At 65.3% G+C, this 14,241-nt stretch carries 23 protein-coding genes and 1 pseudogene; 9 read left to right on the top strand and 15 right to left on the bottom strand.

All coding sequences use genetic code 11. The annotated features are described in order from the left end of the window. The first annotated feature begins 277 nt into the window (after window positions 1–277). The 5 genes from AC3B5L_RS17470 to AC3B5L_RS17450 all read left to right on the top strand — a co-directional run bounded on the left by AC3B5L_RS17470 (window position 278) and on the right by AC3B5L_RS17450 (window position 3,762). Window positions 278–661 (top strand): hypothetical protein, encoded by a 384-nt coding sequence (locus AC3B5L_RS17470; protein ID WP_490096468.1) that lies wholly within the window; start codon window positions 278–280, stop codon window positions 659–661. A gap of 57 nt (window positions 662–718) precedes the next feature. Next, a complete protein-coding gene (locus tag AC3B5L_RS17465) occupies window positions 719–1,528 on the top strand; it encodes a DUF2382 domain-containing protein (protein WP_490096467.1) in 810 nt (269 codons plus the stop codon). A 150-nt stretch (window positions 1,529–1,678) separates the two neighbouring features. Next, the gene (locus tag AC3B5L_RS17460; protein WP_113680280.1) at window positions 1,679–2,455 is read left to right on the top strand and encodes a mechanosensitive ion channel family protein; all 777 of its coding nucleotides are present in this window, start codon (window positions 1,679–1,681) and stop codon (window positions 2,453–2,455) included. Window positions 2,456–2,636: 181 nt separating this feature from the next. Further along, window positions 2,637–3,059, top strand: coding sequence for a YsnF/AvaK domain-containing protein (locus AC3B5L_RS17455; protein ID WP_113680279.1), 423 nt, complete (start codon window positions 2,637–2,639; stop codon window positions 3,057–3,059). 16 nt (window positions 3,060–3,075) lie between these two features. Further along, entirely contained in the window at window positions 3,076–3,762 is a 687-nt protein-coding gene (locus AC3B5L_RS17450; RefSeq protein WP_113680278.1) for an HAD family hydrolase, read from the top strand. Window positions 3,763–3,825: 63 nt separating this feature from the next. Here the strand turns inward: AC3B5L_RS17450 and AC3B5L_RS17445 are convergent, their stop codons facing one another. From AC3B5L_RS17445 to AC3B5L_RS17375, 15 genes are all read right to left on the bottom strand, one after another. Further along, complete coding sequence (locus AC3B5L_RS17445) at window positions 3,826–4,698, bottom strand: phosphatase PAP2 family protein (protein ID WP_490096466.1); 873 nt, start codon at window positions 4,696–4,698, stop codon at window positions 3,826–3,828. Beyond that, window positions 4,695–5,114 (bottom strand): DUF7882 family protein, encoded by a 420-nt coding sequence (locus AC3B5L_RS17440; protein WP_490096465.1) that lies wholly within the window; start codon window positions 5,112–5,114, stop codon window positions 4,695–4,697. Before AC3B5L_RS17440 ends, AC3B5L_RS17445 begins: the two co-directional genes overlap by 4 nt. Before the next feature lie 86 nt (window positions 5,115–5,200). Then, entirely contained in the window at window positions 5,201–6,142 is a 942-nt protein-coding gene (locus tag AC3B5L_RS17435) for a diacylglycerol/lipid kinase family protein (RefSeq protein ID WP_490096464.1), read from the bottom strand. A gap of 79 nt (window positions 6,143–6,221) precedes the next feature. Next, window positions 6,222–6,428, bottom strand: coding sequence for a hypothetical protein (locus AC3B5L_RS17430; RefSeq protein ID WP_490096463.1), 207 nt, complete (start codon window positions 6,426–6,428; stop codon window positions 6,222–6,224). A gap of 84 nt (window positions 6,429–6,512) precedes the next feature. Then, a complete protein-coding gene (locus tag AC3B5L_RS17425; protein ID WP_490096462.1) occupies window positions 6,513–6,683 on the bottom strand; it encodes a CsbD family protein in 171 nt (56 codons plus the stop codon). Window positions 6,684–6,739: 56 nt separating this feature from the next. Next, window positions 6,740–6,901: a hypothetical protein gene (locus tag AC3B5L_RS17420; RefSeq protein WP_490096461.1), complete on the bottom strand. Its 162-nt coding sequence runs from the start codon at window positions 6,899–6,901 to the stop codon at window positions 6,740–6,742. A 186-nt stretch (window positions 6,902–7,087) separates the two neighbouring features. Beyond that, the gene (locus tag AC3B5L_RS17415; protein WP_490096460.1) at window positions 7,088–7,636 is read right to left on the bottom strand and encodes a hypothetical protein; all 549 of its coding nucleotides are present in this window, start codon (window positions 7,634–7,636) and stop codon (window positions 7,088–7,090) included. 51 nt (window positions 7,637–7,687) lie between these two features. After that, a complete protein-coding gene (locus AC3B5L_RS17410) occupies window positions 7,688–7,954 on the bottom strand; it encodes a GlsB/YeaQ/YmgE family stress response membrane protein (RefSeq protein ID WP_061015498.1) in 267 nt (88 codons plus the stop codon). A gap of 33 nt (window positions 7,955–7,987) precedes the next feature. Next, window positions 7,988–8,257, bottom strand: a complete 270-nt coding sequence (locus AC3B5L_RS17405) for a hypothetical protein (RefSeq protein ID WP_484992180.1) — start codon at window positions 8,255–8,257, stop codon at window positions 7,988–7,990. A gap of 14 nt (window positions 8,258–8,271) precedes the next feature. Beyond that, window positions 8,272–8,466, bottom strand: coding sequence for a hypothetical protein (locus AC3B5L_RS17400; protein ID WP_484992178.1), 195 nt, complete (start codon window positions 8,464–8,466; stop codon window positions 8,272–8,274). A 19-nt stretch (window positions 8,467–8,485) separates the two neighbouring features. Continuing rightward, on the bottom strand, window positions 8,486–9,100 hold the full coding sequence (locus AC3B5L_RS17395) for a hypothetical protein (RefSeq protein WP_490096459.1): 615 nt from the start codon (window positions 9,098–9,100) through the stop codon (window positions 8,486–8,488). Next, complete coding sequence (locus AC3B5L_RS17390) at window positions 9,097–9,681, bottom strand: DUF6286 domain-containing protein (protein ID WP_490096458.1); 585 nt, start codon at window positions 9,679–9,681, stop codon at window positions 9,097–9,099. The genes AC3B5L_RS17395 and AC3B5L_RS17390 overlap by 4 nt, the downstream gene beginning before the upstream one ends. Continuing rightward, entirely contained in the window at window positions 9,678–9,980 is a 303-nt protein-coding gene (locus AC3B5L_RS17385; RefSeq protein ID WP_490096457.1) for a hypothetical protein, read from the bottom strand. The genes AC3B5L_RS17390 and AC3B5L_RS17385 overlap by 4 nt, the downstream gene beginning before the upstream one ends. Before the next feature lie 107 nt (window positions 9,981–10,087). Then, on the bottom strand, window positions 10,088–10,276 hold the full coding sequence (locus AC3B5L_RS17380; protein ID WP_490096456.1) for a DUF2273 domain-containing protein: 189 nt from the start codon (window positions 10,274–10,276) through the stop codon (window positions 10,088–10,090). Beyond that, the gene (locus AC3B5L_RS17375; RefSeq protein WP_490096455.1) at window positions 10,273–10,755 is read right to left on the bottom strand and encodes an Asp23/Gls24 family envelope stress response protein; all 483 of its coding nucleotides are present in this window, start codon (window positions 10,753–10,755) and stop codon (window positions 10,273–10,275) included. The genes AC3B5L_RS17380 and AC3B5L_RS17375 overlap by 4 nt, the downstream gene beginning before the upstream one ends. Window positions 10,756–10,894: 139 nt before the next feature. On the opposite strand from AC3B5L_RS17375, the gene AC3B5L_RS17370 reads away from it, so the two are divergent. The 4 genes and pseudogenes from AC3B5L_RS17370 (at window position 10,895) to AC3B5L_RS17355 (ending at window position 13,700) form a co-directional block, all read left to right on the top strand. Continuing rightward, a complete protein-coding gene (locus AC3B5L_RS17370; RefSeq protein ID WP_490096454.1) occupies window positions 10,895–11,458 on the top strand; it encodes an RNA polymerase sigma factor in 564 nt (187 codons plus the stop codon). After that, a complete protein-coding gene (locus AC3B5L_RS17365) occupies window positions 11,449–12,048 on the top strand; it encodes an Asp23/Gls24 family envelope stress response protein (protein WP_490096453.1) in 600 nt (199 codons plus the stop codon). The genes AC3B5L_RS17370 and AC3B5L_RS17365 overlap by 10 nt, the downstream gene beginning before the upstream one ends. Beyond that, on the top strand, window positions 12,045–12,389 hold the full coding sequence (locus tag AC3B5L_RS17360; RefSeq protein ID WP_490096452.1) for a hypothetical protein: 345 nt from the start codon (window positions 12,045–12,047) through the stop codon (window positions 12,387–12,389). The genes AC3B5L_RS17365 and AC3B5L_RS17360 overlap by 4 nt, the downstream gene beginning before the upstream one ends. A gap of 78 nt (window positions 12,390–12,467) precedes the next feature. Next, window positions 12,468–13,700, top strand: a pseudogene (locus tag AC3B5L_RS17355) (cation:proton antiporter). Window positions 13,701–14,241: the final 541 nt, after the last annotated feature.

Here is a 14,241-nt window from a genome sequence, read left to right as displayed (position 1 = left end):
CAGCAAACCGCGACGACAGTTCCGTCAATCGCCGGGACGTTCCGGTCAGACAGGACGGTTCCGACACGGCCGCCTATTCGGTGACTGGTGGCGATACCACCCGTGATGAGGTTCTGGAGCGGGAGAAGGCGCGCTACGGCGGGATGAAGTTCGGGTCCGCGTTCTTCGGGTGGCTGACTGCCACCGGAACGGCCGTCATCCTCACCGCGGTCCTCGCGGCCACCGGCACCGCGGTCGGACTGGGCAGCGAGGTCAACCCAACGAGGCGGCAGAAGCCGTGTCAGAGAACGCGGGCACCGTCGGAGTCGTCGGCGCCGTCGTGCTGGCTGTCATCCTGCTCGTCGCCTATTTCTGCGGCGGGTATGTGGCCGGCCGGATGGCGCGATTCGACGGCGTGAAGCAGGGCGTCGCGGTGTGGTTGTGGGCGCTCATCATCGCCGTGGTGCTTGCGGTTCTGACGGCCGTGGCGGGAGCGCAGTTCAACATCCTCGGCACATTGAACAGCTTCCCCCGGATTCCCATCAACGAAGGCGAACTCACCGCCGGGAGCATCATCACCGTCATCGTCGCAGCGGTCATCGCCCTTGCCGGAGCGATCCTGGGCGGGGCCGCGGGAATGCGGTACCACCGTCGCGTCGACAAGGCCGGCCTCGGCCGCTGATCCACCCTACCCCTCACGTCCCGGGCGCCCGTCCTGGGAGGAAAGAGAACCATCACCATGATTGACACCAACAGAATCAACGACCTCATCGGCGCTGACGTGTTCGGCAGCGACGACGACAAGATCGGATCGGTCGGACAGGTATACCTGGACGACAAGACGCAGGAAGCCACCTGGGTCACCATCAAGACCGGGCTGTTCGGCACGTCCGAAACGTTCGCTCCCCTCCAGGACGCGTCGTTCGACGGCGACCGGGTGCGGGTCTCCTACCCGAAGGACATGGTCAAGGACGCGCCCCGGATCTCCAGCGACGGGTCCATCACTCGCGAAGAAGAAGCGGCGCTCTACCACTACTACGGCAACGGCACACCTGAACCGGCCGCACCGCTGTACGACCAGGACGCTGACCTCGAAGCCGACAGCTCGGGACGGACCGACCGCGGCGACGCGGCCGAAGGCTACGACACTTCCGGGCCGAACACCGACGATGCGATGACCCGCTCCGAGGAGCAGTTGCACGTCGGCACGGAGAAGGTCGAGACCGGCCGTGCCCGTCTGCGCAAGCACATCGTCACCGAACAGGTCACCAAGACCGTCCCGGTCAGCCATGAAGAGATCACCGTCACCCGCGAACCCATCACCGACGCCAACCTCGGCGACGCGATGAGCGGCGGGGAGCTCACCTCGGAGGAGCACGAAGTGGTCCTCACCGGTGAGCGAGTCGTCACCAGCAAGGAAACCGTTCCCGTCGAGCGAGTGCGCCTGGGCACCGAGACGGTGACCGAGCAGCAGCAGGTGACCGCAGATGTGTCTCACGAAGAGATCGAACTCGTCGACCCTGACGTCGACTCGGATCCTTCGAGGTAGACGCCCACAGTCGTGCCGGTCAGTTTCAGAGCGGGCTCCTGACCGGCACGACCCCACCCATCTGAGCCCGCCGCCTCAACCGAAATCACCTGACACCCCTCGAGCCCACTCGGTGTGCGTCACCAAACCATCTGAAAGAGAGTCACCATCATGAATTTCCTCCAAGCACTGCAAGACGCCCTCGCGGTCGTCATCGCCTTCGTCCCGCTCGCCCTGCTGTTCCTGCTCATCCTCATCGTCGGCCTCATCGTCGCGAAGCTCATCTCCAAGGGCCTGGAAAAGCTCCTCGAAAAGGTGGGCTTCGACCGACTCGTCGAACGCGGCGGCATCAAGAAGGCGCTCGCGCAGTCGAAGCTCGACGCCTCCGACATCGTCGGGAAGATCGTCTACTACACCCTCGTACTGTTCGTCCTGCAGTTCGCGTTCGGCGTCTTCGGCCCCAACCCGGTCAGTGACCTGCTCGAAGGCATCATCGGCTTCCTGCCGAAGATCATCGTCGCGATCATCATCGTCGTCATCGCCGCAGCCATCGCCGCCGGCGCGAAGGGACTCATCCAGAACACCCTGGGCGGACTTTCCTACGGCAAGATCCTCGGCAACATCGTCGCGATCTTCATCCTGTTCCTCGGCGTCACCGCCGCGCTGAACCAGATCGAGGTCGCCACGACCGTCACCACGCCGATCCTCATCGCCGTGCTCGCGATCATCGCCGGCGTCATCATCGTCGGTGCCGGTGGCGGACTGATCAAGCCGATGCAGCAGCGCTGGGAAGCGATGCTCACCAAGGCCGAGGAAGAAGCGCCGAAGATCCAGCAGGAAGCCAAGAACGCGCCCAGCGTCACTGAGCAGGCCAAGCAGGCGAAGGAGCAGGTGCAGAACGCCACCCGCAACCAGCCGCAGCGCCCGCCGCTGCCGCCTCGCCGCTGATCCACCTGCACCCACCCGGGTGCGCTGGCCTCGCCTTGAGCGGGGCCAGCGCACCCGTCACGCTTGAGAGGAACCCCATGATTCGCACGCTGATCCGCTTTCTCCCCATCATCTTCCCCCTGGCCGTGAAGTTCTTCCGATCCCGGAAGGCGAATAGGCCCGGCCCGCAGAATCCCCGGCGATGATCTCTTCCGACGACGACAGCACTGCCGCCGCGGTGGTGCGGCACGAAGAGATCCTGCACGTCGCCACAGAAACAATTGCCCTCGAGACGGTGCGCATCGAGAAGTACATCATCACGGAGCGGCGAACTTTCACCGCCGATGTCCGACGCGAAGAGATCCGCATCACCCGCACCCCTGTCATCGATCCGGATGAGTTCCGCTCCCGCATGGACACCGACCCGGCCCCGCCCATCACGATGGTCCTCCACGAAGAGCAACTCGCCATCACCACGGCCATCGTCCCCGTGGAAACCGTCACGATCCGGGTGACCTCCGTCCCCAGCGAGCACCGTATTGACGACGCCCTTCGGCGGGAGGAGGTTGACATCGACGAGCACGCCACCACCGGCGGGCACCAGCCGAACCCCGCTGTCACATAACCGAAGGACGAACGCCATGCCAGACACCGTCATCTTCGACGTCGACGGAACACTCGTCGACAGCAACTACCAGCACACCCTCGCCTGGTACCGGGCGCTACGCCGAAGCAACATCACGGTGCCGATCTGGCGCATCCACCGAACCATCGGTATGGGTGGCGACAAGCTCATCACCGAGCTCGCCGGCCCCGACGCCGAAAAGGCCCACGGAGATGAGGTACGAGGCTCATGGGATGAAGAGTTTCAATTGCTGATAGACGAGATCCAACCCCTTCCGGGCGCGCACGAGCTGCTCGCCGAGGTGAAGCGACGAGGATTCCAGATCGTGCTGGCAAGCTCCGGAAAAGCAGCCCACGTCGAGCACAGCCTGGAACTGATCGGCGCACGGGAACTCGCTGACGCGTGGACCACTTCCGATGACGTCTCCGACAGCAAACCCGCACCCGAACTCGTCGAAACAGCGCTGCAGAAAGTCTCCCGGTCCTCCGCCATCATGGTCGGAGACGCCACCTGGGATGTCATCGCAGCCGTGAAACTCGGCGTGCCCACTATCGCCCTGCTCACCGGTGGCTCCTCACGCGCGGAGCTCATCGACGCGGGCTCGATTGCCGTATTCGACTCACCCCAAGACTTGCTCGATCACCTTGACATCACTCCGCTCGCGCACCCCTCAGACGAGACAGGACGCAACGCCGCGCACTGACGTGCGCCCTTTGCCGCGGACAGCGCGGACATCCACCGCGAGCTCAGGGTTCTAGCGAGCGTGTCATCCCAAGGCGGACAGCTGGTCCGACGACGCCGGCCCCGCCGGACGGTGAGCGCGGGCGGTGAGATAGATGCGGTGCGCGGTAATGACGATGGCGAGCCACGCGGCACCGAGCAGCCAGCCGGCGAGCACGTCGGTGAACCAGTGGTGACCGAGGTATACGCGGCTGAGCCCCACCACGACGGCGAACACCACGCCTCCCGTGATCGTGAGCACGCGGGTTCGGCGGGAGTGCTGCCGCAGCAGGATGAGGTAGACGATGATCCCGACCACGACGACGGCGTTAAGGGTATGACCGCTCGGGAACGACGGCGAGTACTCGTACGGCGGCACGGCGTCGACCAGCGGAGGACGCTCGCGCCCGATGAGCTCTTTGCCGGCGACCGTCATCAGCAGCGAGCCTGCGGCAGCGACCGTGATGAGGATGACGGGCGTCCACGAACGTCGACGGATGCCGAGGATGAGCATCGCGCTGATGGCGATGATCGGCATCCCGATCGTTCCCGCCGCATCGGTGATCGCGGTGATGACGGCATCCGTCGTCGGATTCCTGAACTGCAGAGACAGATCCAGGAGCGGGCGGTCGAGCCCCGCGACGCCGTCTTCGTCAGTGACCGCGTCGTAGACCTCGACGGCGACGACGCTTAACCCGAAGGCGATCGCGAGCCCGACCGCGAGGCTGATGAGCAGCGCCGCGTACGGACCGAGCTTCTCGGCGAGCCAGCAAGCGGATGCCGCGAGTCCCGCTCCGAAGCGGGTAGGCCAGTGCGTCAGATCATCGTCGCCGATGCGGCGGTCTTGGGCAAGCTCGCCGGCGGCGCCATAACCCCGCGCGACAGCGTCATCGTCTGGTGGCGTGAGAATCGGGGTCACGTCGACCATTCTGAGTCATCGAATATTTTGACCTCGGACTCCAGGAGAGGTGCATCGGAGCGCGGGGGCGGTAAGCGATCCCGGTGGGATTGTTTCCGCTCTGTACGGTGTCGACCGCGGAGCGCGCTACCCGGTTCGGGGAGGAGGCTGAGTCCGTTAGCGCTGTTCGCGGCCCGCATGAGCTCCTCTATCCAATCGCGATTGATGCGTGGTTCGCGGCTGCCATGGAAGTGAAACTGTAGCGGCACAGCGGGGTGGATCCACAGTGCGCGGCGCGCAGCTACCTCACCGGTATCAAGGTCCAGCATGAATGGTTCACTACGCCGCAGCTTGTTCATCGCAACGATCCGCAGGTGCGCGAGGATCCGGTCTTCTAAGGGGATGCTGGGCATGGTGCCGTAGATGAACAGACCCAAACTCTTCTCTCTTCCTCCGTTTCTCGTCAGCGTATCCGTGTCGCGACTGGGCGCGTTCTGCGGCGGTGATCGACGGCCACGCGTGGCTATCGGATGTGGAGGGCCGCGGGCTGGACCGTGACGGTGAATGAGTCGGTGTCGCCGATCTGCTCGCCGTCGATTTCAAAGGGGCGCGGGCCGGGGAGGGTCACTTCAAGTTTTCGGGCACGGGCATGGGTGACGGTATCGGTGCTGGTGGTCTCATCAGTACTGCTGATGAGGCGTTTGAGTCCGTTGTCCCACAGCATCGTCTTCAGTGTTCCCGCCCATTGCGCGACGCCTTCTGCGCTGAGCAGCAGGTAGTCCAGTTCACCGTCGGACGGGTCCGCGTCGGGAAGCAGGGTGAACCCGCCTTGGAGCGTGCCGCAGTTGGCGATGAGGAGAGTATGCCCTTCTTCGTCGCGGGCGGGCTGGTCATCGACGGTGATGTGGAAGGGGACGACATCGCTGGCGGCGAAAGCACGACCGAGGGACTCGACGTAAGCGAGCCAGCCGGCTTTGTCTTTGAGGTCATCGTCGGTCTCGGCGATCATGTGCGCGTCGATCCCGAATCCCACCATCACCACGAACCCGTGACGCTCTTTGCCGTCGGTCAGGTCCACGTCCACCCAGCCCATGTCCACGTCACGCGGGGTGCCGGTGAGTGCTCGAGTGAAGGCGGCGGGAATGTCGTTCAAGGGGACGTCGAGGTTTCGGGCGAGGAGGTTCCCGGTGCCCAGCGGGACGATGCCCAGTTCGATGGGCGACTGGATGTCGGCGAGGTGCTCGGCGACAGCACGGACGGTGCCGTCGCCACCGGCGACGACGATGAGGTCCGGTTCGGAAGCCACCGCGCGGCGGCTAGCGTCTCCGCCGGGATCGCTTTCGGTGGTCTCCCACCAGGACACCTCGGGAGTGGTGTCGTCCTGAAGGGACGCGGTGAGCCCTTCGCTGAGGGTGTCTTTGTCCGTTTTGGACGGGTTCCACACGATGGCGAGTCGACGGGTCATGGGTGGGTCCTTTCGTGGGAACGGCGCAAGCCGGCCGCGCCTCGGGTTGGCGTGCGACCGGCTTGCGTGTTCCGAGTGCCTATTCGGCGTGTTCGTCTTCTTCGGGTTCGAAGGTGGACGCGGTGCCGGTGTGGCCGGCGGCGATGCCGCCGGGGTGGTTGGGGATGGTTCCGTCGCCGCCGAGACCGCCCGGTTTGGTGGTGCCGTCGGAGTCGTTTGTGGGGGTCTCCACGTCGGGACCTTCCGGGGAGGTGTCCTCTGGCAGCGGCTTGTCGTTCTCGGTCATCGTGGGATCTTTCTGGACGTTGATATTCTCGAGGGGAAGGTGGGGAGGACCCGCGGGGGGCCACGTTCCTCCCCACCCGGCTAGTTACTTGAGTTCGTCCTTGACGTTCTCAGCAGCCTTCTTGACCTTCGCCTCTGCCTGGTCGGCGGCGCCTTCGGCAGCGAGCTTGTCGTTGTCGGTGGCGTTGCCCAGCTTTTCCTTGGCCTTGCCGGTGAGGTCCTGTGCGGCGTTCTTGATCTTGTCGTCGATTCCCATGTCGGGTTCCCTTCCCTCGTTGGTGGTGCACCGCGTGTGCGGGGCGTGTGTGGTGGTCAGTCGTCGTCGGAGTTGATGACGGCGTCTTCGGCGGCATCCATCGCCGCCTGGCCCTCTTCAGGGGATTCGGATCCCGCTGATGCTGCGGAGTCGTCTTCTACCGAGGTGTAGTCCTCGTCATCGCCCTGCGTGGAGCGGTCTGTGCGCGAATCGTTCATGCGGTCTCCTGTCAGTTGTTGTGGTGATGAGCGGGTTTGCGTGCACGCCGGCTCAGCCCGAGGGGTTTTCGAGCGGGCGACCTTCGTCGTCCGTGGTCTCGGGGAGAGGCTCGCGAGGCGTGTTGGAGTCCTGTTCCTTGCCGGCATCGTCAGCGGGTTTCGGGTCGTGCTCTTGGCTCGACATGCTCAGCTCCGGTGGGTGAGGCGGTGCAGGAGCCCGGCGACAGGACGTTGCTGTTCGCCCTGTTGTGCGCCGAGCGCGATGAGGACACCGGTGAGGGCGGGAAGGATCCACTGAACGACACGCTGTTGACGCTGCGCGGAGGTCAACTCCGGTGACGCTACCTCGTCAGCTTCGGTGACGCCCTCGCCGCCTTCGTCTGCATGCTTGGCGATCTTGGTGCCGAGTATCCCGGCATACAGGGTGGCGGCAGCCGCGGCAGCGGTGAGAGCGAACTTCACGTTCGTGTTCGTGCGGGATCCCGGCTGAGCGGCCAACCGTGACTTGTTCCCGAGGATGAGGCCGGCCCCGCCGATGCCGTGCGCGATGATCGCGGCCAGTTGGACGGGCGCCCACTTAGCCCACCCGATGGAGGACAGTCGCAGACGCTCCGCGGGATCGGCAGCTTTCGCGGTTCCGCCGTTGAGGCCGACGGCGCCCATCAGGGTGCCCCCGAACCATGCGGCCAGACCCATGTCGTGCAGGGATCGAACAAGAGTGTTGCGACCGGTCATGGTTTGGTTCCTATCGGTGAGGATTGTGAGCTGTGAGTGGGGTGGGTGCGGTCAGGACTTGGCTTTGCGGCCGACGAAGAAGCCGTAGATGAGGAGGACGATGAGCGATCCGCCGATGGCGAGGAGCCAGGTCTGTAGGGAGAAGAACTCCTCGAGCGGGGCGTTGAACAGCACGCTTCCCAGCCATCCGCCCAGGAGGGCGCCAACGACGCCGAGGAGGAGGGTGATGAACCATCCGCCGCCCTGTTTGCCGGGGAGGATGAGTTTGGCGATGGCGCCGGCGATAAGGCCGAGGAGGAGAAATCCGAGGAATCCCATGGGGTGTCTTTTCTGTGAGTGGTCGCGGGTAGGTCAGTTGCGGCGGGCGAGGGTGGTGAGGATGGCGATCAGGCCGGCGAGGGAAACCGCGCCGATGGTGAGCACCCGTGCCGGGTTGTCGTGGTAGGCGGTGCGCAGCTTGTCCAGCCCGTCGTTGATGAGGATGCGGGCCTTGTCGACGGTGTCGGTCAGGGCGGGGCCGAGATCATCTGCTTTGTCTTTCGCGGCGTCCGCGGTCTTGTTGATGGCGTCGCGGGCCGTGTCGGCGGCGTGGTCGATGGTGTTGTCGGTGTCTGAGGCCATGGGGTTTTCCTGACTTACTTGGCGAGGGCTCGGGTCAGCTTGCGGCTGCCGGCTCTGGTGGTCTTGCGCGCGGAGCGCACGCCGCGGGTGTTCCACGCCTTCTTCGCGTTCTTTTTGATGGAGCGGTACCGGCCACGGCCGGCGCGAGCGCCGAGCGTGTAGGCGCCGAACGCGATGGCGGCGACGAACAGGATGCGGAGGTAGGTCATGTCGATCCTTTACGGGCGGTCAGGACAGGCGGCGCTGGTCATGCGCGAGCTTGGCGCGCAGGCCGGAGTGCACCGAGATGTAGGTCTGGACGTTCTTTCCGGTCAACGTCGCCAGATTAGACACGAGCCGGTCCACGTCCGCGACCACCTGGGCTGGGGACGTGTTCTGCCGCGGTGTCACGCTGACGTGCATGACCGGGGTCTTGCGGATGTCGTTGGCGGTGACCGAGGAGAACAGGATCTCGTCGCGCTGGTCCAGGGAGTGCTTGAGAGCGTCGGACACGAACGATTCCTGCACGGTGACGCGTCCAAGTGAATTCTGCGCTCCTGTGGAGCGCAGAACCGTGTGGGAGCGTCCTCCACCGACTCGGGTGAGCGCGACGATGAGGAGGATGACGAGGAACAGGATGAGTGCGAGTGCTGCGACAGCGATCCAGCTGATGGTGGTGGCCCCGACTGTGGTGGTGGCGATGGCGTTGTCCAGCCATCCCTGCCCGGCCTTCGTGGCCCCAGTCCAGTATTCTGCGCCGGCGGGCCACACGATGATGGCGACCAGAACGGTGCCGATGGCCAGGAACAGGATGCCGACGATGAACAGAACGATCCTGTTCAAGGCACGGTTGGTGCGGTTCATTGCTCGTCCTCGTTTTGTTTCGGGCGCTCCACACGCACGCGGGTCTTCACCTTGGGTGTGAGCTGGTAGCTGTCCACCTCGGTGGCCGCGAGCTGCTGGATCGGGCCTTTGTCGAGGGGCACGCCCACGGCGGGGCGCACGGTGACATCGACGGTGCGGTGCGAGACACCGACGGTGATGTCCTCGCGGGCGATACCGGTCTCCTCACTCAGATGCTGGGCGACAGATGCGGCGATCACGCCGTTGTCCACGAGCACAGCACGGCTCTCGTGCTGCATCTGGTGTTTGGACAGCCGCCCGGGGGCTAGGGCGAGGAAGACGAAGATGACGCCGAGCACGGCGAGCACGACCCCGAAGACGCCCACGAGCCATCCGGGCTGCGCGGTCGGCAACCCGATGAGCCACGTCGCCGCGGCCGCGGGCCCCAGCAGCAGCGCGGGCTGTGCGAGCAGGAACAGCACGATCTCGGTACCGATGTAGATCAACACGACCAACAGCAGCACGACCGCGATGATCATCGCGACGGTGCGGGGCGAGTGTGTCTCGCGCCGCAAGACGCGACGGAACGCAGGGGAGCTCATTTCACTCTCTTCTTCTGCTCGGCGATGACGGCACCCGTGATGGTGATGTTCACCCGGGTGACCTCACGTCCGGTGACGTGCGCGATGCGGTCCCGGAGTTGCTCCTGCGCGGTCTGCACACGCTCCAGGACCGGGGCGCCGGCACGAATGGCGGCTGTGTCGTCCAGGTGTGGGATCGGGAGGGGTGTGCGGATCGTCAGGGCGATTCCGCCCCGCGCTTCCGACACCCCCACCGATACGTCACCGCGATCCACCCGAAGGGTGGTGGCAGTCGCTTCCTCAGCGACCTTCACGAGCACGCGCTCCTTGATGGTGATGCGGCCAGGGTAAGGCGAGGCGTCGTGCGACGCCCCGGCGGCGACCCGCGTGAGGTCGCCGCCGGCCTGGCCGGCTCCAGCCGCACTCATCACGAGGTGCGCCGGCCGGAGAACGCGTTCGCGAGACCGCGCACGTCGAGCTGGCCCGACATGATCCGACCGACGAGCGCGCCGATTCCCATGAACAGGGCCACGAGGAGGAATCCCCAGAACCCGAACAGCAGGATCGAGACGGCGAGGATGACGCCCATCAGGGCGCCGGTGACGGTCGGGCTCATGAGACGCGCGACTCTTCCTCGTCCTTGTCATCCGACGGCAGGTGCACGTCGTTGACCTCGACGTTGACCTCGACGACCTCGAGACCGACCAGCTGGCTGATCGCACCGCTGACCGCAGCGCGGACGTTGGAAGCGACGTCCTGGACCGGCATCGGATACTCCACGACGATGGTAATGTCGGCGGCAGCCTGGGTCTCGCCGACCTCGACCTTGACGCCCTGAGACTTGTCATCCGCGTTCACCACACTGCGGATCGCACCCAGCGCACGGGCGCCACCGCCACCGAGCGCGTACACGCCGGGAACCTCACGGGCAGCGATGCCAGCAACCTTGGCGACCACGCCGTCGGCGATGGTCGTCTTGCCGGCCGCGGTGTCGTCCGCGGTGGGCCGGGCCGGGGTGGTGCGGTCCACACGCGAGCCGCCGAGAGCGGGCGTGGGAGCACCGGGGGTGGTGGGGGTCTGGTCTTCGGTAGCCATTGCAGTCCTTCTAACGGTTGGAACGGGAGAACGCAACCACCTCACAGGCATCGCGCTCAGAGCGATATGTTCGCTCTACAAGTAAGAGTCCCGTTCCGGCCGATTCGTCACAAAATAGTTTGAGAAAGTTTTCAGACCCATGACCTCACCACGGAGACAGGGCCTGGCAGCTGCACCGGATGAGATCCTCGTCGAACGTGCATCCCAGGGCGACGCGGCCGCATTCGAAGCCCTGATCCGCAGGCACTCGCCGCTCATGCGCGCGTACGTCAGCCGCATCGTGGGGTCCCTCAGCGAAGCCGACGACGTCGTGCAAGAGTCTCTGTACACCGCGTGGCGGCGCCTGCCCGAACTGCGTGACCCGAAAGCGGTGAAAGCCTGGCTGATGCAGATCGCCAGCAGGCAGGCGTTCAAACACCTCCGCCGCCGCCCACCCGAAGACCCGCTCCCCCTCCTGGAAGCCGCCCACCCATCCGAGACGCAACCGGAGAACGTCGCGATCCGAAACGCCCAACTCCAAGCCCTGGCCACCGCACTGGACACCCTCCCCCCGGACCTCCGACAAGCCTGGCTGCTGCGGGAGATCGCTGAACTCAGCTACGACGACATCGCCAAACAACTCAACATCCCCCGCACAACCATCCGCGGGAAACTATCCCGAGCACGCGCGTCGATCTACGCGCAGATGGAGGAATGGCGGTGACTGACACGACACCCCGCACGCTGGACTGCGGAAAGACCATCGAAGAGCTCAGCGACTACCTCTCCGCTGACCGCATCCCCTACAACCCATCCATCGAGACCTGCCCGGAATGCCTCAACGCCCTTCAGGCACTGAGCGGCGTCTCGCAGCTCAGCCGAGACCTGCTCGCCCAAGACGCGGCGAACCTTCCCGCGCCACCGGCGAACTGGATGGAACAACTCATGGCAACCATCCACGACGAAGTCCGCGCCGGCAGGTCCGTGCCGCTACACCACCCCGACCCCCGCGTGACCCTCACCGTCACCGAAGGCGCCCTGCGCGCCCTGATCCGCAGCATCGGAGACGACGTGCCCGGAACCATCATAGGAAAATGCCAGTTCGACGGAGACGTCGAAACCCCCGGCGCACCCATCGATATCACCGTGACCGCCAGCATCGCCTGGAAATACCCGATCCCCGAAGCCGCCAGGGAACTGCGCGACGCGGTACGTGAAGCACTCACCACCCACACCCACCTCAACGTCATGTCCGTCAACGTCACGGTCGAAGATCTGCACGGCTACAACACCACCACCCAGGAGATGCCATGAGCAGCGACATCGACACCCCCCTGCCCCCTGATGCCCTCGACCCGGAGATCCTCACCGCGGCCGTGCTCGACATCGACAGCGTCATCGACATCTACCCGCCGGCACCCACCCTCACCCAGGCGCCCCAGTTGGTCGCCGCGCTGATAACCGGCGCCCCATCCCGCATCAACCGGGTCGACGTGCGAAGCGACGGAACCGCGCACACCCTCACTGCCCGAATCGGCACCGACCGCCACACCCCCGCACCGCAAGCCGCAGCCCACGTGGCGGACGCCCTCCTCGCCCGCATCCCCGACGGCCACGATGCGACCGTGACCATCCAGATCTCCCGCATCGCCTAAGACGAGCCGCCTCCCTTGTCGCCCACAGCGGCGTTGGAATTCACCGACGACACCCTCCTGTTCGCCGCCATCGGCGTGATGACCCTCGCCGCAGCCCTCCTCCCGCGACTGCTCGGCAAACTTCCCATCTCGATCCCGATGGTGTTCCTCGCCGCAGGCATCATCGTGTTCGCCCTCATCCCCGACCTCCCCGACCCACACCCGAGCGATCACCCCGACATCACGCTGCACCTGACCGAGATCTGCGTCCTGGTCTCCCTCATGGGCGCCGGTCTTGCCATCAACCGGCCACTGCGCTGGCGAACCTGGTCCACCACATGGCGGCTGCTGGCCATCACCATGCCGCTGTCCATCGCCGCCGTGGCCGTCCTCGGATGGGTGGGGCTCGGACTCGGAGCCGCCAGCGCACTCCTCCTCGCCGCAGCTCTCGCCCCCACCGACCCCGTGCTCGCCACCGAGGTGCAAGTCAGCGAACCCGTCGACGACGAAAACGCCGACGACGAGGTGCGGTTCGCACTCACCTCCGAAGCGGGACTCAACGACGGCCTCGCCTTCCCCTTCACCTAAGCCGCCATCGCCATCAGCATGGTCGGCCTCGCCCCATCGGCGTGGTTCACCGACTGGTTCCTCATCGACGTGCTCTGGCGTACAGTCATCGGCACCGGTTGGCTCTTCGGCAAACTCTTCTTCTCCGCGCACCTCGCCGGACGCAAAGTCGTCGACCAAGCCGAAGGATTCGTCGCCATCGCCGCGATATTCCTCGCCTACGGCATCGCCGAAACCGCGGAAGGATACGGGTTCATCGCCGTATTCGTCTGCGCCGTCACCATCCGGGCATCAGAACGAGGACACGGCTACCACCAAGTCCTCCACAAGTTCGTCGAACAGATCGAACGACTCCTCACCATCGCCGTCGTCGTCCTCCTCGGTGGCGCCATCGCCCGCGGTCTATTCGCCGACATCGGCTGGATCGAAGTCCTCGTCGCCCTGCTGATCCTGCTCATCATCCGGCCCCTCGCCGGATGGATCGGGCTCACCCCCGGAAAGACCGGACCCCGCGAACGCAGCGTCATCGCGTTCTTCGGCGTCCGCGGCGTCGGCTCGCTGTTCTACATCGCCTACGCCACCCAGAACGGCTACTTCCCCGACGGCGACCAGCTCTGGTCCATCGTCGGACTCGTCATCGTCGGCTCCATCATCATCCACGGCCTCGCCGCCACCCCCACCATGCGACTCATCGACACCACCCGCCACCGGATCACCCGCCGACGCGGCGGCGACCACACCGACGTAGCGACGACACCGGTCTGAGCGTCGCTGAAGCAAGGACGAATTGCTCCGTCGCGTCGGCCGCTTCGGGTTCGAGGGTGAGGCACTCACCGCGGGAGACGATAGCCAACAGCGACCACACACTCGGGTGGTTACTCCCAAGGTGCAACCCGTGAGGTCGCGCGGGAACCCAGAGGGCGAACGTTACTCCTCGAGATCCGCGGGGGATTCTGCCGCGGCTTGGGTCTCCGGTAGACGGTCGCGCAACTGATCCGCCATCGCCGCAGCGCCTTCCCCCGCATGCTCTTCGGTGACCTCCTCGATGAGCTGCCTCAAGCCCTCGTCACCAGCTGCCACGGGTTCGCTATCGTCATCTCGCTCATCAGGATCGTTTCCCACTCTTCAGGCGTTCCTTTCACTTGATCTGTTCAGCCGACGCAGTCGGACCGGGTCCCTGCGTACGCTCGATCTTCGACGAACCCGACGCGGACGGCGAAGGAATGCTGCCCAGCGAAGCACCAGACAAGCTTACGGTGTAAACTTGCTGAATGTCTGGCGACGAACAATCCATAGAACATGGTCA

The organism is Microbacterium sp. C-MGS6, assembly GCF_058140415.1.
This window is presented reverse-complemented; position numbering and strand designations above follow the sequence as displayed.

What these genes read in the sequence shown, in the direction of transcription:
- AC3B5L_RS17390 (WP_490096458.1), bottom strand. Translation starts at nt 9,681, where the DNA reads ATGAGCTCCCCTGCGTTCCGTCGCGTCTTGCGGCGCGAGACACACTCG.
- AC3B5L_RS17365 (WP_490096453.1), top strand. Translation starts at nt 11,449, where the DNA reads ATGGCGGTGACTGACACGACACCCCGCACGCTGGACTGCGGAAAGACC.
- AC3B5L_RS17430 (WP_490096463.1), bottom strand. Translation starts at nt 6,428, where the DNA reads ATGACCGAGAACGACAAGCCGCTGCCAGAGGACACCTCCCCGGAAGGT.
- AC3B5L_RS17455 (WP_113680279.1), top strand. Translation starts at nt 2,637, where the DNA reads ATGATCTCTTCCGACGACGACAGCACTGCCGCCGCGGTGGTGCGGCAC.
- AC3B5L_RS17425 (WP_490096462.1), bottom strand. Translation starts at nt 6,683, where the DNA reads ATGGGAATCGACGACAAGATCAAGAACGCCGCACAGGACCTCACCGGC.
- AC3B5L_RS17460 (WP_113680280.1), top strand. Translation starts at nt 1,679, where the DNA reads ATGAATTTCCTCCAAGCACTGCAAGACGCCCTCGCGGTCGTCATCGCC.
- AC3B5L_RS17450 (WP_113680278.1), top strand. Translation starts at nt 3,076, where the DNA reads ATGCCAGACACCGTCATCTTCGACGTCGACGGAACACTCGTCGACAGC.
- AC3B5L_RS17395 (WP_490096459.1), bottom strand. Translation starts at nt 9,100, where the DNA reads ATGAACCGCACCAACCGTGCCTTGAACAGGATCGTTCTGTTCATCGTC.
- AC3B5L_RS17420 (WP_490096461.1), bottom strand. Translation starts at nt 6,901, where the DNA reads ATGAACGATTCGCGCACAGACCGCTCCACGCAGGGCGATGACGAGGAC.
- AC3B5L_RS17400 (WP_484992178.1), bottom strand. Translation starts at nt 8,466, where the DNA reads ATGACCTACCTCCGCATCCTGTTCGTCGCCGCCATCGCGTTCGGCGCC.
- AC3B5L_RS17410 (WP_061015498.1), bottom strand. Translation starts at nt 7,954, where the DNA reads ATGGGATTCCTCGGATTTCTCCTCCTCGGCCTTATCGCCGGCGCCATC.
- AC3B5L_RS17405 (WP_484992180.1), bottom strand. Translation starts at nt 8,257, where the DNA reads ATGGCCTCAGACACCGACAACACCATCGACCACGCCGCCGACACGGCC.
- AC3B5L_RS17380 (WP_490096456.1), bottom strand. Translation starts at nt 10,276, where the DNA reads ATGAGCCCGACCGTCACCGGCGCCCTGATGGGCGTCATCCTCGCCGTC.
- AC3B5L_RS17415 (WP_490096460.1), bottom strand. Translation starts at nt 7,636, where the DNA reads ATGACCGGTCGCAACACTCTTGTTCGATCCCTGCACGACATGGGTCTG.
- AC3B5L_RS17435 (WP_490096464.1), bottom strand. Translation starts at nt 6,142, where the DNA reads ATGACCCGTCGACTCGCCATCGTGTGGAACCCGTCCAAAACGGACAAA.
- AC3B5L_RS17370 (WP_490096454.1), top strand. Translation starts at nt 10,895, where the DNA reads ATGACCTCACCACGGAGACAGGGCCTGGCAGCTGCACCGGATGAGATC.
- AC3B5L_RS17360 (WP_490096452.1), top strand. Translation starts at nt 12,045, where the DNA reads ATGAGCAGCGACATCGACACCCCCCTGCCCCCTGATGCCCTCGACCCG.
- AC3B5L_RS17375 (WP_490096455.1), bottom strand. Translation starts at nt 10,755, where the DNA reads ATGGCTACCGAAGACCAGACCCCCACCACCCCCGGTGCTCCCACGCCC.
- AC3B5L_RS17465 (WP_490096467.1), top strand. Translation starts at nt 719, where the DNA reads ATGATTGACACCAACAGAATCAACGACCTCATCGGCGCTGACGTGTTC.